The organism is Xylanibacillus composti (assembly GCF_018403685.1).
Lineage (GTDB): Bacteria > Bacillota > Bacilli > Paenibacillales > K13 > Xylanibacillus > Xylanibacillus composti.
Window position 1 is genome coordinate 64,208 of sequence record NZ_BOVK01000006.1, and the last position, 17,468, is coordinate 81,675.

Sequence of the window (17,468 nt, forward strand, 5' to 3'; positions counted from 1 at the left end):
TTTATTGATAGGATTATGAATTAGGATGGAAGGGTGAACGTACAATGGAAGCATTTGTTCAGCATACCGGCAAGGTAGCTCCTGTTGACCGGGTCAACGTGGACACTGACGCCATTATCCCCAAGCAGTTTTTGAAGCGGATTGAACGGACAGGATTTGGTCAATATTTATTCTATGAATGGAGATTTTTTCAGAACGGTGATGTCAATCCGGATTTCTCCTTGAATCAAGAGCGCTACCAAGGCGCATCTGTTCTGATCTCCCGCGCGAACTTTGGCTGCGGGTCCTCACGCGAGCATGCGCCGTGGGCGATACTCGACTACGGCTTCAAAGTGGTCATCGCACCGTCCTTCGCAGATATTTTCTATAATAACTGCTTCAAGAACGGCATTCTGCCAATTAAGCTGAGCGAGGAGCAGGTTGAGGAGCTCTTCCAGCGGACTGAGAAGCATGAAGGCTACCAGCTCAGCGTAGATTTGGAAGCGAAGAAAATTACGGATGCGCACGGACTCGACCTTGCGTTCGAGCTGGATGAGCATCGCCGCCAGTTCTTGCTGCAGGGGCTCGATGATATCGGTTTAACGCTGCAGCTGGGAGATAAGATTACCGCCTATGAACAGCAACACCAAGCACGCCTGGCACATCAGGCTTAAACAATCGCTCTAGTGAAAAGCACGCTTGTTCCGGCTGCCGGGGCAGGGGTGCTTTTTGTCATGGGAGACGTGCGATGCGAAGGGCGAAAATATTTCCTCTATTAGGAGGTTGCACGCAACTTTCTGCTCGAAACAGCGTCTAATAGATAGATTTTGCTGTCTCTTTTTGCGAAATTTTGCTAGAATATTAGAATAGGGTGTCGAATGCTGATTATTCCGCCTGAAAGGACAAGAGAGGTGTCAGGTTTGCGCAAATTTCCGCTCATATGGTTCATCTTGGCAGCGCTGGTCTGTGTATTCCCAACAACTGCATCTGCATCAAACTCGGATTTGACGCTCTATGTGGACGGCGAAAAGCAGGAGCTGCTGCATCCGCTTTTATTTGAAGGTCAGCATGTGTACATAGCTGTTGATGCAGCGGCAAAACAGTTTTCGCTGAAAGGGGAATCCCAGACAGCAGCGGAGCTTACAATCTCGGGCACTACATATCGCTTTCAAGAAGATGAACGAACAGCGGCGCATGGCCAGTCCCAGTCCGAGATGAAAGCGCCGGCGCTGGTAAGAGAGAACACTTTCTATGTTCCTCTCAGCTTCGTTGCGGATAAGCTGAGCATGCGGCTAAGCTGGGACGCCTGGACAAGATCGGCCAGCCTGTACAAAAAATCGAATCCGGTCTCAACGCCAGCGGAGAAACCCAGCGCGCCTGCCATCGTGCAGGATTCGAAGGTGATAGGTGCTGGAAATAAGCCTTCTGTTCCAGGTGAGCTTTCTCGACTGAAGGCCGTCAAGCTGGAGGGAGGACGGCTGTCTGTCCAAACCAGCAGTCCGGTTGATGTGCAGCCGCTCTATCTGTCTGATCCTGCCGGGTCCATTCCGGATCGGCTGGTGCTGGACGTGCCTTATGCTGTCCTGGAAGAACAGATCGGCAGCGAGGGAACCGGCAGCATCGATCACCCGCTGGTGAGTCAAGTACGGTATGCGCAATTTAGTCACGATCCTTCCATTGTAAGGATCGTGCTCGATCTGAAACAGCCGGTTGCCTTTCAGGTGGAAACGGGAGCGGAGAACGGCTTCGCCGTCTCGCTTCAGAACAATGAAGGCGCCGGTAATGCCGTGTATCGAGTAGTCATTGATGCGGGCCACGGCGGCAAGGATCCGGGCGCAACCGGACTTAGCAAGAGAGAGGAAAAGGAATTCAACCTGAATGTCGCGAAGAAAGTACAGGCAGTTCTGGCCAACTATCCGCAAGTGAGCGTGAGGATGACCAGGGATGACGACACCTTCATCAGTCTCGATGACCGGGTGAAGCTTGCCAATGAATGGCCTGCCGATGTGTTTGTATCGATTCATGCCAATACATTCGAGCGGCCGATATCCGGAACCGAAACGTATTTTTGGAATGACAACAGCAAAACATTCGCTGATCTGATCCATAAGCGTCTGATCGAAACATCGGGATTCGAGGACAGAGGCGTCCGCAAAACCGCATTCAAGGTTATACGAGAAACCGAGATGCCTGCGGTATTGCTGGAAATTGGCTATCTGACGAATGCGGAGCAGGAGAAGATACTGCTGGATAACTCATTCCAGGACAAGATCGCCCTTACGATTGCCAACAGCATCCTGGAATATTTCAATCAACGATAAGCGAAAACACATTTTTCTAGGGAGGAAACATGATGAAAGTTTGGCGGAAAGCATCTCTGTTATGCATCATTACGGCAATGATCTTTACCATTTTACCATTCAGCGCTTTTGCCGCAGATTCAGAAACTACGGTGAATATGAAGTTTTCGGACGTGCGCAGTGGACATTGGGCGGAGCAGCATGTAGCCAAGCTTGCGCTGCAGGATGTCATAACCGGCAGACCGGGCGGTAAATTTGCACCGGATGATTCTGTCACGAAAGAAGAAGTCGTCATTATGCTGATTGGCTTCCTAGGATTGAAGGAAGAAGCGGAGCGTTCGCAGCGGGACAGTGTGCTGCCCCTGAGCTACAGTCCTTGGGCGAAGCCGTACATCAATAAAGCAGTCGAGGAAGGCCTTTTGCGTTATCAGGAAGAATTGAATCTGCAAGACAGCGATGACCTTACTTCTTCTGTATGGGGGCAAGAACAAGCGTCGCGCGAATGGGTGGCGAAGATGCTGATTCGCGCAATCGGAAAAGAAGAAGATGCGGAGCAGATGGATACACAAGTGGACTCGTTCCCCGACGCGTCTGATGTGTCGGCTTGGGCATACCCGTATATGAATGCCGCTGTCGGACTCGGCATTTTAACCGGAAGCGGCGGCAAGCTGCTTCCACAGGATACCGTTACGCGCGCGCAAATTGCTGTCATGCTGAGCAAAGCGGACGAGGTGAGTGACTACCTGTCCGAGAATTTCAAGCAAGTGCATATCGGATCTGTCGTTTCGGTAAGCAGCGATCTGCTTCAAATTCAGGATTCAAACGGGGAAGCCGTAAGGGTTGCGCTTTCGTCCGACGCCATGCTTTACAAGAAGGGGGAAACATCCCCGATTGGACTAAACGGCATCCAGCCTTTCTATCAGGTTTATCTCATTGAGAAAAATGGCATCGGCTATTATGTAGAAGTTCTGGAAGAAATGACGTTCCAAAAAGTGACAGGCCGTTTTGTACTGACCAGCACCAACCCGCTGCAAGTCATTGTCGAGGTGAATGGTTCCGGCGAAACGTATGAGCTGGATCCGGACGTTGCGGTAGTGAAGGCGAACGGAAGCGGATCGAGCATCAGACAAATTGTCGCCAACAGCACTGTGGAACTGTATTACAATGCGGACATAAATGATGGGAAAATTCAGCGGATTGTGATCGTTCAAGAGCCAGTCAACAAAACTGCCACAGGTATCGTCCAAAGAAATGAGAATGGGCAGTTGACCATAGTGGAAGCCGAGAGTACTGATGAAGAGTCGTTTGAGGTTTCTGATTCGGTTCTTGTTACGTACGATAAACGCTTGATGAGCCTGGACGACCTGAAACAGGGGGATGAAATCAGCTATGATGTGAAGGATAGCATCATTACAGCTATTCGGCTGATCAAGCCATCTGTGCCGTTGCTTTCCTATGATTCGGGAACAATCCGGGCAATTGAAAAAGATTTTATCGTATATGAGAAAAACGAGGACGATCCGATTGTTAGATACGTATCTCCTAATTTGACTGTTCTGTTGGAAGGGGCGGACAACCCGAGCCTGAATGACTTGCATCCAGGTGATCGTGTAGATCTGGAGATCAATGGGGAAAACCGCATTACGAAGATCTCTGTCAAAAATCGGGAAGTGACCTCGCTTGTCCGCAAGCGCATTGTGTCTGTCCAGAAAACAGGGGACTATTATTACTTGACTGTTGAGATGGGCCGCAACGATCTGGAATTGTACAGAATCGACGAGCATACAGTTGTTCGTTACAATCAAACGAATGTAAATATGAATAATTTTGAGGAGTACTTCACTAAAGATCGATATGTAAATTTGACCTTCTCGAACAACCAATTATTGCGCTTGGAAGGCGTTTCGGTCTATAGCGGCGAGGTACACCATGTGGATGTTGACGAGAAAAAGTTCGAGATTAAGACAGAGCGCTATGGTGTAGTCGAATTTACTTTGACCAACCTTTCCAGGGTTGAGCGCAACGGTTCCTTTAGTGTCGGATTTTTGGGACTGAATCCGGGTATGCCGGTTAAGGTGTATGTTGACATGACACAGCAAAATGTGGATCGTGTTCTCGTTCTCGATGTGCTACGAGTCGATGTGCTGGAGACCAATGCCAATAACAACCGGCTTTCTGTACGTATGGTGGATGGCACAACAAGGAATGTGTATCTCAGCCAATCTACACCAATCAAATTGTTGAACCAGTCAAATGGCTTCTTCTCTTCCATTCAAGCTGGTCAACCGGTCTTTTTGGTATATGAAGGCACAACGGTTACGGAAGTAAGACTCGCGGAAACTATTCTGGGTGAAGTGAAGGCTGTCCGAGCTGACGGCATGATCGAGGTAAGACAATTTAACGGTGAGAATCGCACGCTTCGCAAAACAGACGATAGATCGGTTAAAGCAGGTGATCGCGTTGCTATTACCGTTGACGGCTACGAGAATCAAAGCATTGTGCTATTGAATTCGATTACCCGCCAGTATTGGAAGAACAGCAGCGTGAGCCAAACGGTATCCGTCCGGATCACGCAGTTGAATGAGCAAAGCGATTATCCGTTGGCGAATAATGTCTATGTTCATGATGAGGACGGCAAGGAAATTACATTGAATTCGCTCAAGTCGAATGAAATGATTACGCTGTACTTGTATGACGGCAAGGTAGTAGAAGTAGTCAAGAGAAAATAGATAGTTCTAAAGAGCCCTAACAGTTTCGCTAGGCATGCGCGTTTGCCTTGGCGAAACTGTTTTTTTGTTTGCATTTTGACTAATTTTTTATTGTTTCGGTTGCTTGCCGGCTTTATTCGTGAGAAAATAAAAAAATGACTGCGAGGTGAATTGTGACATGAATCGCCAACAGGTGCGCACGATATTAGATACGATCGGCGAAATGTTTCCCGACGCGCATTGTGAGCTCAATCATTCGAATCCGTTTGAACTGACGATTGCCGTTCTCCTTTCCGCCCAGTGTACGGACGAAACCGTAAATAAGGTGACGGTCACCTTGTTCGAAAAATATAAATCGCCTGAGGATTATCTCGCAGTGCCACTGGAGGAACTGGAGCAGGATATTCGCCGTATCGGACTGTATCGCAACAAGGCGAAAAATATCCAGGCGCTGTGCCGCATACTGCTGGAGCAGTATGATGGACAAGTTCCTTCTTCGCACAGCAGTCTCGTTGAACTGCCAGGGGTAGGCCGGAAGACGGCGAACGTAGTAGTGTCCAACGCATTTGGCGAGCCTGCCATTGCTGTTGATACGCATGTGGAGCGTGTGTCGAAGCGTCTTGGGCTTGCTGCCTGGAAAGATTCTGTCCTTGAGGTTGAGAAAAAACTGATGAAGGCTGTTCCTCGCGAGGAATGGACGCTAACCCATCACCGATTGATTTTTTTCGGCCGCTATCACTGCAAAGCGCAAAACCCGGCATGTGAAAGCTGTCCGCTGCTTGATTTGTGCCGGGAGGGAAAAAAACGTATGAAATCTAAGCCTGCGAGAAACAATAAGGCAAAATCCGGCAGCAGGTAGCCAATTGGAAGGGAGACCATACAGCATGATGAAGTGCATTTCGGTTTATACAGATAATTTTGAGCAATTCTCCGACATTTATGAAGCTGTGCTAGCGGCCAATCTGGGAGAGAACGAAGAACGAGATTTCGAGGGGATTACAGCGAGCGAGTCTGGCGAAGTGCCGGAGCATTACCTCGAACGCATGCGCAGCAGGCCTGATGTCGTAGTGATGAAGCTGAAGGACAAGGATATTACGATTTTGCAGCACGGAGAAGTGTTTGAAATTTTGATCCCGAGCGCTTCGGAAGTACTAAGCTAGAAACCGGACAACGCTTCGGTTTCTTTTTTACGGGTTCCCGCAGAGAGGCTGGAGCAGCATAGGTGCGTGGCTTCACTTTCACGGGTTACAAAATGGGGGATAATCGGTATGCAATTTATAGATATGGCCAATCAACTTAAGCAAGCGGGTAATCATTCCGCCGCTGCACAGCTGATAGAACTGTATGAGAAAGTGCAATCAGGCCGATTGGATATTGCGTTCTGCGGGCATTTCTCCGCGGGGAAGTCCAGTCTCATTAACGCGCTAAGCGGCACCAGGCTGTTGCCGTCAAGTCCGATACCGACCAGCGCCAATGTCGTTTCCATTTCGAAAGGTCAGCCGTCCGCCATTGTGTGGTTAAAAGGACTTGATGGACACGTTGATACGCGAGAGGTGGCCTTGGCGGAATTGGATGCTTTCTGCCGCAACAGTGACGATGTTGTCAAGGTTTCCATTCATTATCCGATCGAGCGCTTGCAGGAGCAGACGGTCTGGCTGGATACGCCTGGTGTGGACTCGACGGATGCTGCCCATGCAAGAGCTACGGAATCTGCTTTGCATCTGGCTGACGCTGTGCTGTATGTCATGGATTACAACCATGTACAATCCGAAACGAATTTTGCTTTTGCGCGAGAACTGGAGGAACGAGGGAAACCGTTGTTTCTCATCGTCAATCAGATCGACAAGCATCGGGAATCGGAAATCCCGTTTGAGACCTTTGCCGAAGGGGTGAGGAAAGCATTCGCGGATTGGCATATTCAGCCGCTGGATTTCTTCTTCCTGTCCCTGAAGCAGCCGGATCATCCGCACAATGAATGGCATCGATTGACTGCCATGCTGGAACAGCTGCAGCAGCATCGGGATGTATTAATCAAGCGCAATGTCATTGCATCTGCCAAACATCTGATTGGCATGCATAAGCAGCAGCGGCTCTTGGAACAGGAGGAAATGCGGGAGAAGCTCCGGGATGCGGCGGATGCTGGGCACGAGCTTTCCCCGGATATGCGACATGAGCTGGAGGAAGCGGGTCGGCTCCGCACCGATTTGGACACAAAGCCTGCCAGTTGGAAGCAGGAGCTTGGGAAGCTGCTGGATTTCGCCAATATCACCCCTGCCGAAACGAGAGAACTGGCCCGTCTTATGATTGAAAGCCGACAATCCGGCTTTCGCATGGGCTGGTTGTTTGCCGGAGGAAAGACCGAGCAGGAGAGAAAGGCGCGATTGCAGACATTTGCAGATAAGTTCGCCGAGGATATTGAATCGCAGATCGTCTGGCATTTGCGCTCGTGGCTGAACGAGCTCGCAGAGCGGGAGCTTGCTGACGGGGCTGGAACGGATTGGGGCGGGGACATCTCCTTGCGTTTGGAGCCGGATTGGCTCGCCGATGCAGTGCGGGATCAGGCGACGGTAACCGGCGAATACGTGCTGAACTATATGCGGGACATTGCCGCCGAAGTGAAGTCCCGTTTTCGCAGGCAGGCGCTTGACGTCATGGAAAAGATCGAAGAAAAGTGGCGTTCGGCGCTGCAAGTCCGCCTGACCCAGTTGGACGATGAACTGGAGCAGGTAAGACAAGCGGAAGCGGCGCAGGCCGAACTGGCCGAGTTGGATGCGGGACTTGACCGCGAGGAACAAGCTTTGTTGGAGCAGCTGCCGCCGATGCCGCCTCTTCCCGAGATTGCTCAAGATGCGGTAGAAGGTTCAGAAGAGGAAGCTGTGCCCGCTTTGTTCCAACAACATGCAGACGCACACGCCAGACAATCGGCAAGCGCGATGGCGCAGGCTGCGGCCGCATCTGCAGCTGCAGGCGGCATCGCGCCTTCTGAACAAATCGGAGGAACCGCTTCGTCTGCACGTACATCCAATGCGCCGGAAAGCTTGGCGGAAAGCGGCGGGAAGCTGCAGGATCGGGCGAAGGCGGCCGCCAAGCTGCTGGAGGCGGCTGCTGCGGAGGCGGAATTGTACCCTGCCTTCCGTCATACGGTGAAGGAGTTGAGAGAACGGGCCAAGCGCTTGCGGGAACGGCGATTTTCCCTTGCGCTGTTCGGCGCATTCAGCGCAGGAAAATCTTCCTTCGCCAACGCGCTGATGGGCGGACCGCTGCTTCCCGTATCGCCGAATCCGACAACTGCGGCCATTAACCGCATATTGCCCGCTGAAGAGGAGCGCCCGCACGGCAGCGCCCGAATCCTGATGAAGCCTCAAGCAACACTGTGGGAAGACATGCAGCACTCCATGCAGGCATTGGGCTTGACGGCTGCCGCGCCGGAGGAGGCGATTCATCGCATTCGCCAAGTTCGTCCGGACAACGTCAGGCCGAAGGGCAAGCCGCATCTCGCCTTTTTGACAGCGGTAGCATCGGGATGGGAGCGCAATGCCGATCTGCTCGGCCGTACGCTTGATGCGGATATGGAGACCTTCCGCCGATATGCGGCAGTAGAAAGCGACTCCTGCTTCGTGGAGCGAATCGATTTGTACGTAGATGCTCCGCTAACGCGTTCGGGCATGATGCTTGTCGACACTCCAGGCGCAGATTCGATTAATGCCCGTCATACTGGTGTTGCTTTTCACTACATGAAAAATGCCGATGCCATTATATTTATTACCTATTACAACCACGCATTCTCCCTGGCAGACCGGGAATTCCTTCGCCAGCTGGGTCAGGTTAAGGATTCCTTCGACATGGATAAAATGTTCTTCGTTATCAACGCGGCCGATTTGGCGGAAAATGCGCAGGAGTTGGAAGACGTTGCTGCGCATCTCGCCGATAACCTGAACCGATTTGAAATTCGCGAGCCCCGCCTGTATCCGGTGTCCAGCCTAAATGCGCTGGAAGCAAAGCTTAGCCAGGATGCAGACAAGCTGGAGCAATCCGGTTGGGCCCGATTGGAGCGGGAGCTCAGCCGTTTCGGCTTGGAGGAATTGAGCGAATTGGCGGTGCAAAACGCCGTTCAGGAAGTCCAACAGGTCATCAGAACCCTGAATGAGTGGGAACGGATCGCCACAGCAGATCAAGCTGAGCGGGAGCAAGAGGAGCAGCGCCGACAGCAGGCATGGCGCGATTGGCTTGCCGAGCTGGAGCAGCTCTCCGGCCAAAGCAAGGAGAAGCAGGCACTCCAGCAAGAGATTCGCGAACTGGTCTATTATGTGAAGCAGCGTCATGCGTTCCGATTCGGGGAGTGGATGCAGGAAGCGTTCAATCCTGCGTCGCTGAGGGGCGATGTTCGCTCTGTCAAGGAAGCGTTGGCGGAGTGCTGGTTCGAATTCGTACAGCTGATTGACAATCATTTGTCCAGAGAAATGCAGGCTACGACATTGCGTATTGAGAGGATACTGAGGCAGCTGCTGGCCGGGTTGTGGGAGGAATGGCGCAGGCAATTCACCATCCGCTTCCCTTCGGCCGCCATCCCGGATTATGAAACGGATATGCCGCCGACCCCGGTCATAGAGGAGACTGCCGGATGGAATAAGCCGGATTTGGCCAGACTGCAAAGCTTGTTCAAGAACGCCAAGCATTATTTCGAAGGAAATGGACGGACGAACATGCGGGAATGGCTGGAATCTGTTGTTACCCCTCAGGCTGAAGCGTATCTGCAAGCCCATGAGGAACGTCTGCTCGCTTACTATGAACGGCATTGGGAACAACTTTGTGATCAAGCAAGCCGGCGCTGTCTGGAGCTTGCAGAAGCGTATCAAGCCGGTACAGAATCGCTGCCGCATGACGATCAGTCCTTGTCCAAGCTTCGCGCGACGAGAGATCGTTTGCAGCAGGAGCTTGTCCGGTTTGCGGGCTAACGCAATTCTTTCATCACGTCCCCGGCTTCTGGCTAGCGGGACGTTTTTGTTCACACGGATCGCTAAGCCAGAATTCCTTCATTTGCAAATTGATTGCAATACGATTAACCTTATGGTAATTGAAGGGGGAAGGACCGATTGAGAACATCACGTTGGTTGTGGCCGCTGCTTGCATTCAGTTCACTGGCTGCTGTAGTGCTGTTGACGAGCGGCTTGATCTATGGCGTCAGGACCATTTTGTTCCCGGGTGAATCCAATTTGCAGAGAGCCGTAATCGAGCGCGATGACCGATTGAACGATGACGGGATTTGGACGATTCTGGGCTTGGGCGATTCCTTGACCAAAGGGACAGGAGACGCATCCAGCATGGGGTATGCGGGACAAGTTCGGAAGGCAATTGACGCCAGGGATGACCGTGAGGTCAGTTTGATCAATATGGCAGTTAACGGCTACACGACAGGTCAGCTGCTCGAGCAGATTCGGCAGCAGAATGGCGTCATTCTTTCGATACAGCAAGCGGATGCGATAGTGATGACTATCGGCGGGAACGATCTGTACACGCCTGGCGAGGAAGTCCTTCCCGGGCAGGTGCTTGCCGCCATCCCGGACGCGCTGGCCAGAATGGATGAAATTTTTCAAATCCTCACGGAATTGAATCCGGACGCCCGTGTCCTGTATGTGGGTTTGTATCATCCGCTGCGCGAGATCGACCCGGAAGGCGAGCTTTCGAGCTTATTGCACGACTGGAATTATCGCGTATTGCAACTGACCGAAACTTATCCGCAGGTGGTGTTCGTCCCGACGTATGATCTGTTCGGCGCGAATGGAAGACGCTACTTGTCTGGCGACCACTATCATCCGAATGAGGAAGGCTACAAGCGGATAGCGGCACGAATCGTGCAAGTGCTGGAGGAGGATTGGCATGAGTCGCCATAACGCTGAGACGGTGCTGAAAGTTCGTGATGTGAAGAAAAAGATAAAAAACAAGTGGATTATCCAAGGGGTCAGCTTCGATATTTACGCAGGCGAGGTATTTGGTTTTCTCGGACCGAATGGCTCGGGGAAGACAACTACGATCCGGATGCTGGTCGATCTGATTCGACCGACCGAAGGAACGATTGAGGTATGCGGCAAAAATGTGCAAAAAGAGCATGATGCGGCGCTTCGGCAAATCGGCAGCATAGTCGAAAATCCCGAGCTGTACCCGTATATGACAGGGTGGGAAAACCTGGAGCACTTTGCCGGCATGCTGCCGGGCGTATCCTATGAGCGGATCAGGGAAGTTGTCGACATAGTCGGCATGGGCGCCCGCATGCATGACAAGGTGAGGACTTATTCGCTCGGCATGAGACAGAGGCTTGGCATCGCGCAGGCATTGCTGGGGAATCCAAGGCTGCTTATCCTGGACGAGCCTACGAACGGCCTGGATCCGCAAGGCATAAAAGAACTTCGCGCCTTTATTCGCCAGCTCGCAGAGAGCGGCCTCAGCATCTTTATTTCCAGCCATCTCCTCAGCGAGGTGCAGATGATGTGCGACCGTGTCGCCATTATTCGGCGCGGTGCGGTCATCGCAGAGGGCAGTGTTTCGGAGCTGCTTCAGGAAGCGATGAATCGGGTGCAGTGGCGGCTTCATCCGCGCGCAAAGGCTGTTGAACTGTTAGCGGGCATGGAGGGAATTACGCTGCTGGAAGATTCACCCGGGATGGAGAGCCTTGCGTCAGACGGCGCTTGGTCCTATGTATGGACACAAATGGAGCCTGAGCTGGTGCCGCATGCGGTGGCCGAACTGATTCATGGCGGGATTTCCATCTATGGCGTGGAGGCTAAGCCGCCGTCGCTGGAGGCGCTATTCTTGACCTTGACGGAGGGGGAGAGCATTGAATAGCATGTTGCCGCTTGTTCGCAATGAGATGCTGAAAATTTGGAAGAAAAAAAGATTCTTCGTCATCATCGGGATTGTTGCGGTCCTGATCCCAATATTCACCTATGCACAGCTGAGGGTTTCCCTGGACCGCCAAAGCCAGATGGGAACGGATGATTGGCGGGTCAGCCTGCAGCAGCGCATCAACGACTACACGAATCGAATGAGCAGTCCGCGCGTGATTGAGGAATGGCGGAAGTGGATGTCTGTTGAAGTCCAGCGGCTTCAATATTACTTGGATCATGATGTGAATCCTGAAGAGCCGAGCGGCGTCACTTTTACAAGAGAATTCGTCAAAAATGCAGTCGGCTTGTTCGTCCCGCTGCTCGTTATGGTCATTGCCTCAGACTTGGTGTCTTCCGAGCATGCTCAGGGCACAATCAAGCTGCTGTTGACGCGGCCAGTCAGCCGCTGGAAGGTGCTGTTGTCCAAATACTTGGCCTTGCTTCTCTACGTCTCGCTGATTGTCATCATCCTGGCGGCTCTCTGCTACCTGATCTCGGGCGCAATATTCGGCTATGGGGGGTGGCAGGCGCCCACATTGATCGGATTCCAAATTACGGGTTCCGATATCGATACGGCAAATGTGAATATGATCGAACAATGGCGGTTTGTTTGGATGGAGCTGGGTCTAGTCTTCTTCACAGGACTGGCAGTGGGCTGTATTGCCCTTATGGTTTCTGTCCTGGTCAAGAGCACCGCGGCCGGAATGGGCATTATGCTGGCGACCTTGATTGCTGGAACGATCTTGTCCAACATGGTTTCTTCCTGGGAAAGCGCCAAATATTTCTTTATGGTGAACCTGGATTTGGTCAGCTACTTGAGCGGTGATTTGCCGCCAGTGGAGGGGATGAATTTGACCTTTTCCATGTCGGTGCTGACGGTTTGGGCGGTAGCGTCCATCGTCGTATCGTTCGTTTCTTTTACGCGCCGGGATGTGTATTAAGGGTTGCCGAGTCAATCGGACATGATATAATGCTAATGAAGTGAAGAACGAAAAGGGGGCGCACCAATGGCGGAACAGCTCGATTTATTCGGGATCCCCATGCAAGAAAGAGAGAGGTCCGGAACCAGTGAGGCAACTGCTGCCAAAGAAGCGGACCAGGCTGCAGCCGGCAAGGAAAAAAGCAGCAGGGACGTACTGCCTGCTGCAACCAATGCGACGAATGCCGCCGACTACGGCGATGATGATATTCAAGTGCTGGAAGGGCTTGTTGCTGTAAGGAAGCGGCCAGGCATGTATATTGGAAGCACAAGCGTGTCGGGACTTCATCATCTCGTTTGGGAAATTGTAGACAATGCGGTGGATGAGCACCTGGCCAAGCATTGTACACAGATTGATGTGACCATACATAAGGACGGGTCAGTCACGGTTCAGGACAATGGACGCGGCATTCCGACAGGCATGCACAAAACGGGCGTTCCAACGCCGCAGGTCGTTTTTACGGTGCTTCACGCAGGCGGCAAATTCGGCGGCGGCGGGTATAAGAAATCCGGAGGCTTGCACGGGGTAGGCGCTTCGGTGACCAATGCCCTTTCGGAATGGCTGGTTGTAGACATTTATCGGGATGGGAAGATACACCGTCAGCGATTTGAATACTGGGTCGATGACGCGGGAACGGAGCATGTGGGTGAACCGGTGACTGGTCTGGAGATCGTCGGCAATACGAACCGAACTGGAACGAAGGTTACCTTCAAGCCGGACAAGCGGGTGTTTTCTACCGTGCAGTTGAACGGCGACACCTTGTCTGAACGGCTGCAGGAGATCGCCTTCCTCAATTCCGGGCTGAAGGTAACGCTAAAGGATGAGCGAGAAGACCGATTTGATGAATTTATGTACGAGGGCGGAGCTAGCGAATTCGTGCGTTTTCTGAATGAGGGGAAGACGGCGCTTCACGAGGTCATTCACTTTACAGGAGAGAAGGACGACATTGAGGTTGAGGTGGCGCTGCAATATAATGACGGGTATACCGAAACGATCGCCTCATTCGTCAATGCGATTCCTACTCGAGGCGGCGGCACTCACGAAACCGGCTTCAAAACAGCCTTCACCCGGGTCATGAACGAGTATGCGCGCAAAGCAGGGCTATTGAAGGAAAAAGACAAAAATCTGGAAGGCGCGGATCTGCGCGAGGGCATGATGGCTGTCGTGAACATCAAGATGGCAGAGGTAGAATTTGTTGGCCAGACGAAGGATCAACTGGGCAGCTCCTCCGCCCGAAGCGCCGTTGACACGGTGGCTTCCGAGCAGCTGGCCGTCTTCCTGGAAGAGAATCCGCAAACCGCGCAGAACTTGATCAAAAAGGCTGTACAAGCTGCCAAAGCAAGGGAGGCTGCCCGCAAGGCGCGCGAGGAAGTGCGAAGCGGCAAGAAAGGCAAAAGCCAGAGCTCGAATTTGGGCGGCAAGCTGACCCCTGCGCAGTCCAAGGATTATGAGCGCAACGAACTGTTTATCGTCGAAGGCGACTCTGCTGGCGGATCGGCCAAGCAGGGCAGAGATTCCCGCCATCAGGCGATCCTGCCGCTCAAGGGCAAGCCGATGAATCCGGAAAAAGCGAAGCTGCCGGACATCCTGAAGAATGATGAATACAAAGCGATCATCGCTGCGATTGGCGCAGGCGTAGGATCGGAATTCGAGGCAGAAGAGTCCAATTACGGCAAGATAATTATCATGACGGATGCGGACACCGACGGCGCGCATATTCAAGTGCTGCTGCTTACTTTCTTCTACCGCTACATGAAACCGCTGATTGATGCAGGCAAAGTGTATATTGCTCAGCCTCCCTTGTACAAAATTACCAAAAAGGGCAAGTCGGGCGAGATACGCTACGCTTGGACAGACGAACAGCTCCAGCAGGCGATGAAGGAATTAGGAAGGAACGTTGAGCTGCAGCGGTATAAGGGGCTTGGGGAAATGAATCCCGAGCAGCTGTGGGAAACGACGATGGACCCGGAACAACGCATTCTCCTGCAAGTGCAAATCGAGGATGCCGCGAAAGCGGAGCGCCGGGTGACCACCTTAATGGGAGACAAGGTCGACCCGCGCAAACGGTGGATCATCGATAACGTGGATTTCACAGAATTTGAAGCGTAATTGGCTCGAATTCGCAAACTTGCGATCAGGTAGGTGAGGGTATGAGCGTACTCGAACAGTTTTTACCGGCATTTTTGGAAGAAGTCGTCGGCGACAGATTTGGCCGCTATTCTAAATACATCATTCAAGATCGGGCGATCCCGGACATCCGGGACGGGCTCAAGCCTGTGCAGCGGCGCATATTGTATGCCATGTACGAAGCGGGGAATACGCCGGACAAGCCGTACCGGAAGTCGGCGAAAACAGTCGGCGATGTGATGGGCAATTATCATCCGCACGGGGATTCCTCCATTTATGAGGGCATGGTGAGAATGGCGCAGCCATGGAAAATGGCGCATGTGCTCATTGACGGCCACGGCAACTGGGGATCAATCGATGATGATCCGCCGGCAGCCATGCGTTATACGGAAGCGCGTTTGTCTGCCATAGCGATGGAGATGATGCGCGATATTGAGAAGCGCACGGTCCCGTTCAAGGATAACTTCGACAATACGGCGAAGGAGCCGGTCGTGCTTCCTTCGCGATTTCCGAATCTGCTCGTGAACGGGGTAAGCGGCATCTCTTCCGGTTTTGCCACGGAAATTCCGCCGCACAATCTGCGTGAAGTAATCGATGCCTGCGTGGCGTTCATTGACAATGATCTAATCACTCTGGAAGAACTGATGAAGATTGTCCGGGGACCTGACTTTCCAACAGGCGGCACGATTATGGGAGAGGCGGGCATCCGCGACGCCTATCGTACGGGAAAAGGGCGAATTGTGCTGCGCGCCAAGACCGAGGTGGAGGATCTGCGCGGCGGCAAGCAGCAAATCGTGATCACCGAAATCCCTTATCAGGTCGTCAAGTCGCGGCTCGTAACGGCCATGGAGACGATCCGCCTGGAGAAAAAGGTGGAGGGCATTGCGGAAGTGCGGGACGAGAGCGGGCGAAACGGCCTGCGCATCGTGATTGAACTGAAGAAGGATGCTGACGCGCAGGGAATACTGGCCTACTTGCTGAAGAAGACGGACTTGCAAGTGAGTTATAACTTTAATATGGTGGCGATCGTCAACAAGACGCCAAAGCAGCTTGGATTGAAGGACATGATTGCGGCCTATGTGATGCACCAGAAGGAAATCGTCACATACAGGTCGCAATTCGATCTGGAGAAGGCGGAAGACAAAGCGCATGTGCTGGAAGGATTAGTGAAAGCGCTCGATCTTCTGGATGAAGTGATTGCCACGATCAAGGCTTCGAAGAATCGTCAGGATGCGCAGCAAAATTTAGTACAAGCATTTGGCTTTACAGAACGCCAGGCCGACGCCATTCTCACTCTGCAGTTGTACCGGTTGACCAACCTGGAGATTACAACGCTTGAGAAGGAATTGAAGGAAGTCCGCAAGCTGATTGCTTACCTGCGCGGCATTTTGGATAGTGAACCGAAGCTGATGGCGGTAGTCAAAAAAGAATTGACGGAGATCAGGGACAAGTATGGCATCGACAGGCGCTCCGATATTCAGGAGGAAGTGGAAGAAGTCAAGGTCAGCCTGGAGGTCATGGTCAATCCGGAAGAGGTCAAGGTAACGCTTTCCGGTGATGGCTACATTAAGCGAACCTCCCTGCTATCGTTTAATCGCTCCGGCGGCGAGGCGGAATCAACCGGGCTGAAGGAAGGCGACTACCTGCGCTATATGCTTGAAGTTAATACGCTGGACAGCTTGCTGATCTTTACCGACAAAGGGCAGTATTATTTGCTGCCGGTACATCAAATTCCGGAGTACAAGTGGAAGGATAACGGCACAGCTATTGTGAATGTGCTGCCGATTCCGAAGGAGGACCGGATTGTCCAGGTATTGCCTGTTCGTGAATTCGACCAGCCGGGTATCTCGCTTGTCTTTGTGACGCGCAAAGGCCAGGTGAAACGCACGGAGCTTAAGGAATATTATACGAATCGCTCTATGGCCATTACGGCGTGCAAGCTGGCAGCGGATGATTCCGTCGTTGCGGTTCATTGCAGTGACGGCGCCAAGGATTTGCTGCTGGTCAGCAAGTTGGGCATGAGCATTCGCTTCAAGGAAGACGAAGTGAAGCCTATGGGTCGGGCTGCCGGCGGAGTCCGCGGCATGCAGCTGAAGGATGGCGATGAGGTGATCGCCGGATTGTGGGTGGAGCAGGATGAAGGAGAAATATTGGTTGTCTCCGATATCGGCTTTGCCAAGCGTACGTTAGTGGCCGATTATACGGTACAAGCTCGCGGCGGCAAAGGCATGCAAACCTTTGCCTTCAAAGAAGGCAAGCGCGTTCGTCCGAATGGCAGCAGCTTGGCAGCTGCGTTCTATGTAAGGGAAGCTACGGAGCTGGATGCTGTCTTGACGAATAGCGAGATGGTGCGATTCTCTTCTGAAGATACACCTATTGAGGAGCGCAAATCAACGGGCAAGGCGATTAGCGGTATCGATAAGTCAGCAGGGATCGTGGAAGTGCTGCAGCGAACCTGACATGGATAGGCGCTGAGGCTGTGCAAAACTGACG

At 52.4% G+C, this 17,468-nt stretch carries 11 protein-coding genes; all 11 read left to right on the forward strand.

What is annotated here, in order from left to right; translation table 11 throughout:
- Positions 1-44 precede the first annotated feature (44 nt).
- The 11 genes from leuD (at position 45) to gyrA (ending at position 17,434) form a co-directional block, all read left to right on the forward strand.
- Positions 45-653 carry a 3-isopropylmalate dehydratase small subunit gene (leuD, locus tag XYCOK13_RS02170; RefSeq protein WP_213410241.1) on the forward strand — a complete coding sequence of 203 codons (609 nt, stop codon included), beginning with the start codon at positions 45-47 and terminating at the stop codon, positions 651-653.
- Positions 654-899: 246 nt separating this feature from the next.
- Positions 900-2,300 (forward strand): N-acetylmuramoyl-L-alanine amidase, encoded by a 1,401-nt coding sequence (locus XYCOK13_RS02175; protein WP_213410242.1) that lies wholly within the window; start codon positions 900-902, stop codon positions 2,298-2,300.
- Between the two features lie 32 nt (positions 2,301-2,332).
- Positions 2,333-5,008, forward strand: coding sequence for an S-layer homology domain-containing protein (locus XYCOK13_RS02180; RefSeq protein WP_213410243.1), 2,676 nt, complete (start codon positions 2,333-2,335; stop codon positions 5,006-5,008).
- A 157-nt stretch (positions 5,009-5,165) separates the two neighbouring features.
- Positions 5,166-5,846 carry an endonuclease III gene (nth, locus tag XYCOK13_RS02185; RefSeq protein ID WP_213410244.1) on the forward strand — a complete coding sequence of 227 codons (681 nt, stop codon included), beginning with the start codon at positions 5,166-5,168 and terminating at the stop codon, positions 5,844-5,846.
- Positions 5,847-5,874: 28 nt separating this feature from the next.
- A complete protein-coding gene (locus XYCOK13_RS02190; protein WP_213410411.1) occupies positions 5,875-6,147 on the forward strand; it encodes an NAD/NADP transhydrogenase alpha subunit in 273 nt (90 codons plus the stop codon).
- 108 nt (positions 6,148-6,255) lie between these two features.
- Positions 6,256-9,942, forward strand: a complete 3,687-nt coding sequence (locus XYCOK13_RS02195) for a dynamin family protein (protein ID WP_213410245.1) — start codon at positions 6,256-6,258, stop codon at positions 9,940-9,942.
- Between the two features lie 138 nt (positions 9,943-10,080).
- Positions 10,081-10,878: a GDSL-type esterase/lipase family protein gene (locus XYCOK13_RS02200; protein ID WP_213410246.1), complete on the forward strand. Its 798-nt coding sequence runs from the start codon at positions 10,081-10,083 to the stop codon at positions 10,876-10,878.
- The gene (locus tag XYCOK13_RS02205; protein WP_213410248.1) at positions 10,865-11,827 is read left to right on the forward strand and encodes an ABC transporter ATP-binding protein; all 963 of its coding nucleotides are present in this window, start codon (positions 10,865-10,867) and stop codon (positions 11,825-11,827) included. The genes XYCOK13_RS02200 and XYCOK13_RS02205 overlap by 14 nt, the downstream gene beginning before the upstream one ends.
- The gene (locus XYCOK13_RS02210) at positions 11,820-12,809 is read left to right on the forward strand and encodes an ABC transporter permease (protein ID WP_213410249.1); all 990 of its coding nucleotides are present in this window, start codon (positions 11,820-11,822) and stop codon (positions 12,807-12,809) included. Before XYCOK13_RS02205 ends, XYCOK13_RS02210 begins: the two co-directional genes overlap by 8 nt.
- A gap of 66 nt (positions 12,810-12,875) precedes the next feature.
- Positions 12,876-14,957 (forward strand): DNA topoisomerase IV subunit B, encoded by a 2,082-nt coding sequence (gene parE / locus XYCOK13_RS02215; protein ID WP_244864940.1) that lies wholly within the window; start codon positions 12,876-12,878, stop codon positions 14,955-14,957.
- Positions 14,958-14,998: 41 nt separating this feature from the next.
- Positions 14,999-17,434, forward strand: a complete 2,436-nt coding sequence (gene gyrA / locus XYCOK13_RS02220; RefSeq protein ID WP_213410250.1) for a DNA gyrase subunit A — start codon at positions 14,999-15,001, stop codon at positions 17,432-17,434.
- Positions 17,435-17,468: the final 34 nt, after the last annotated feature.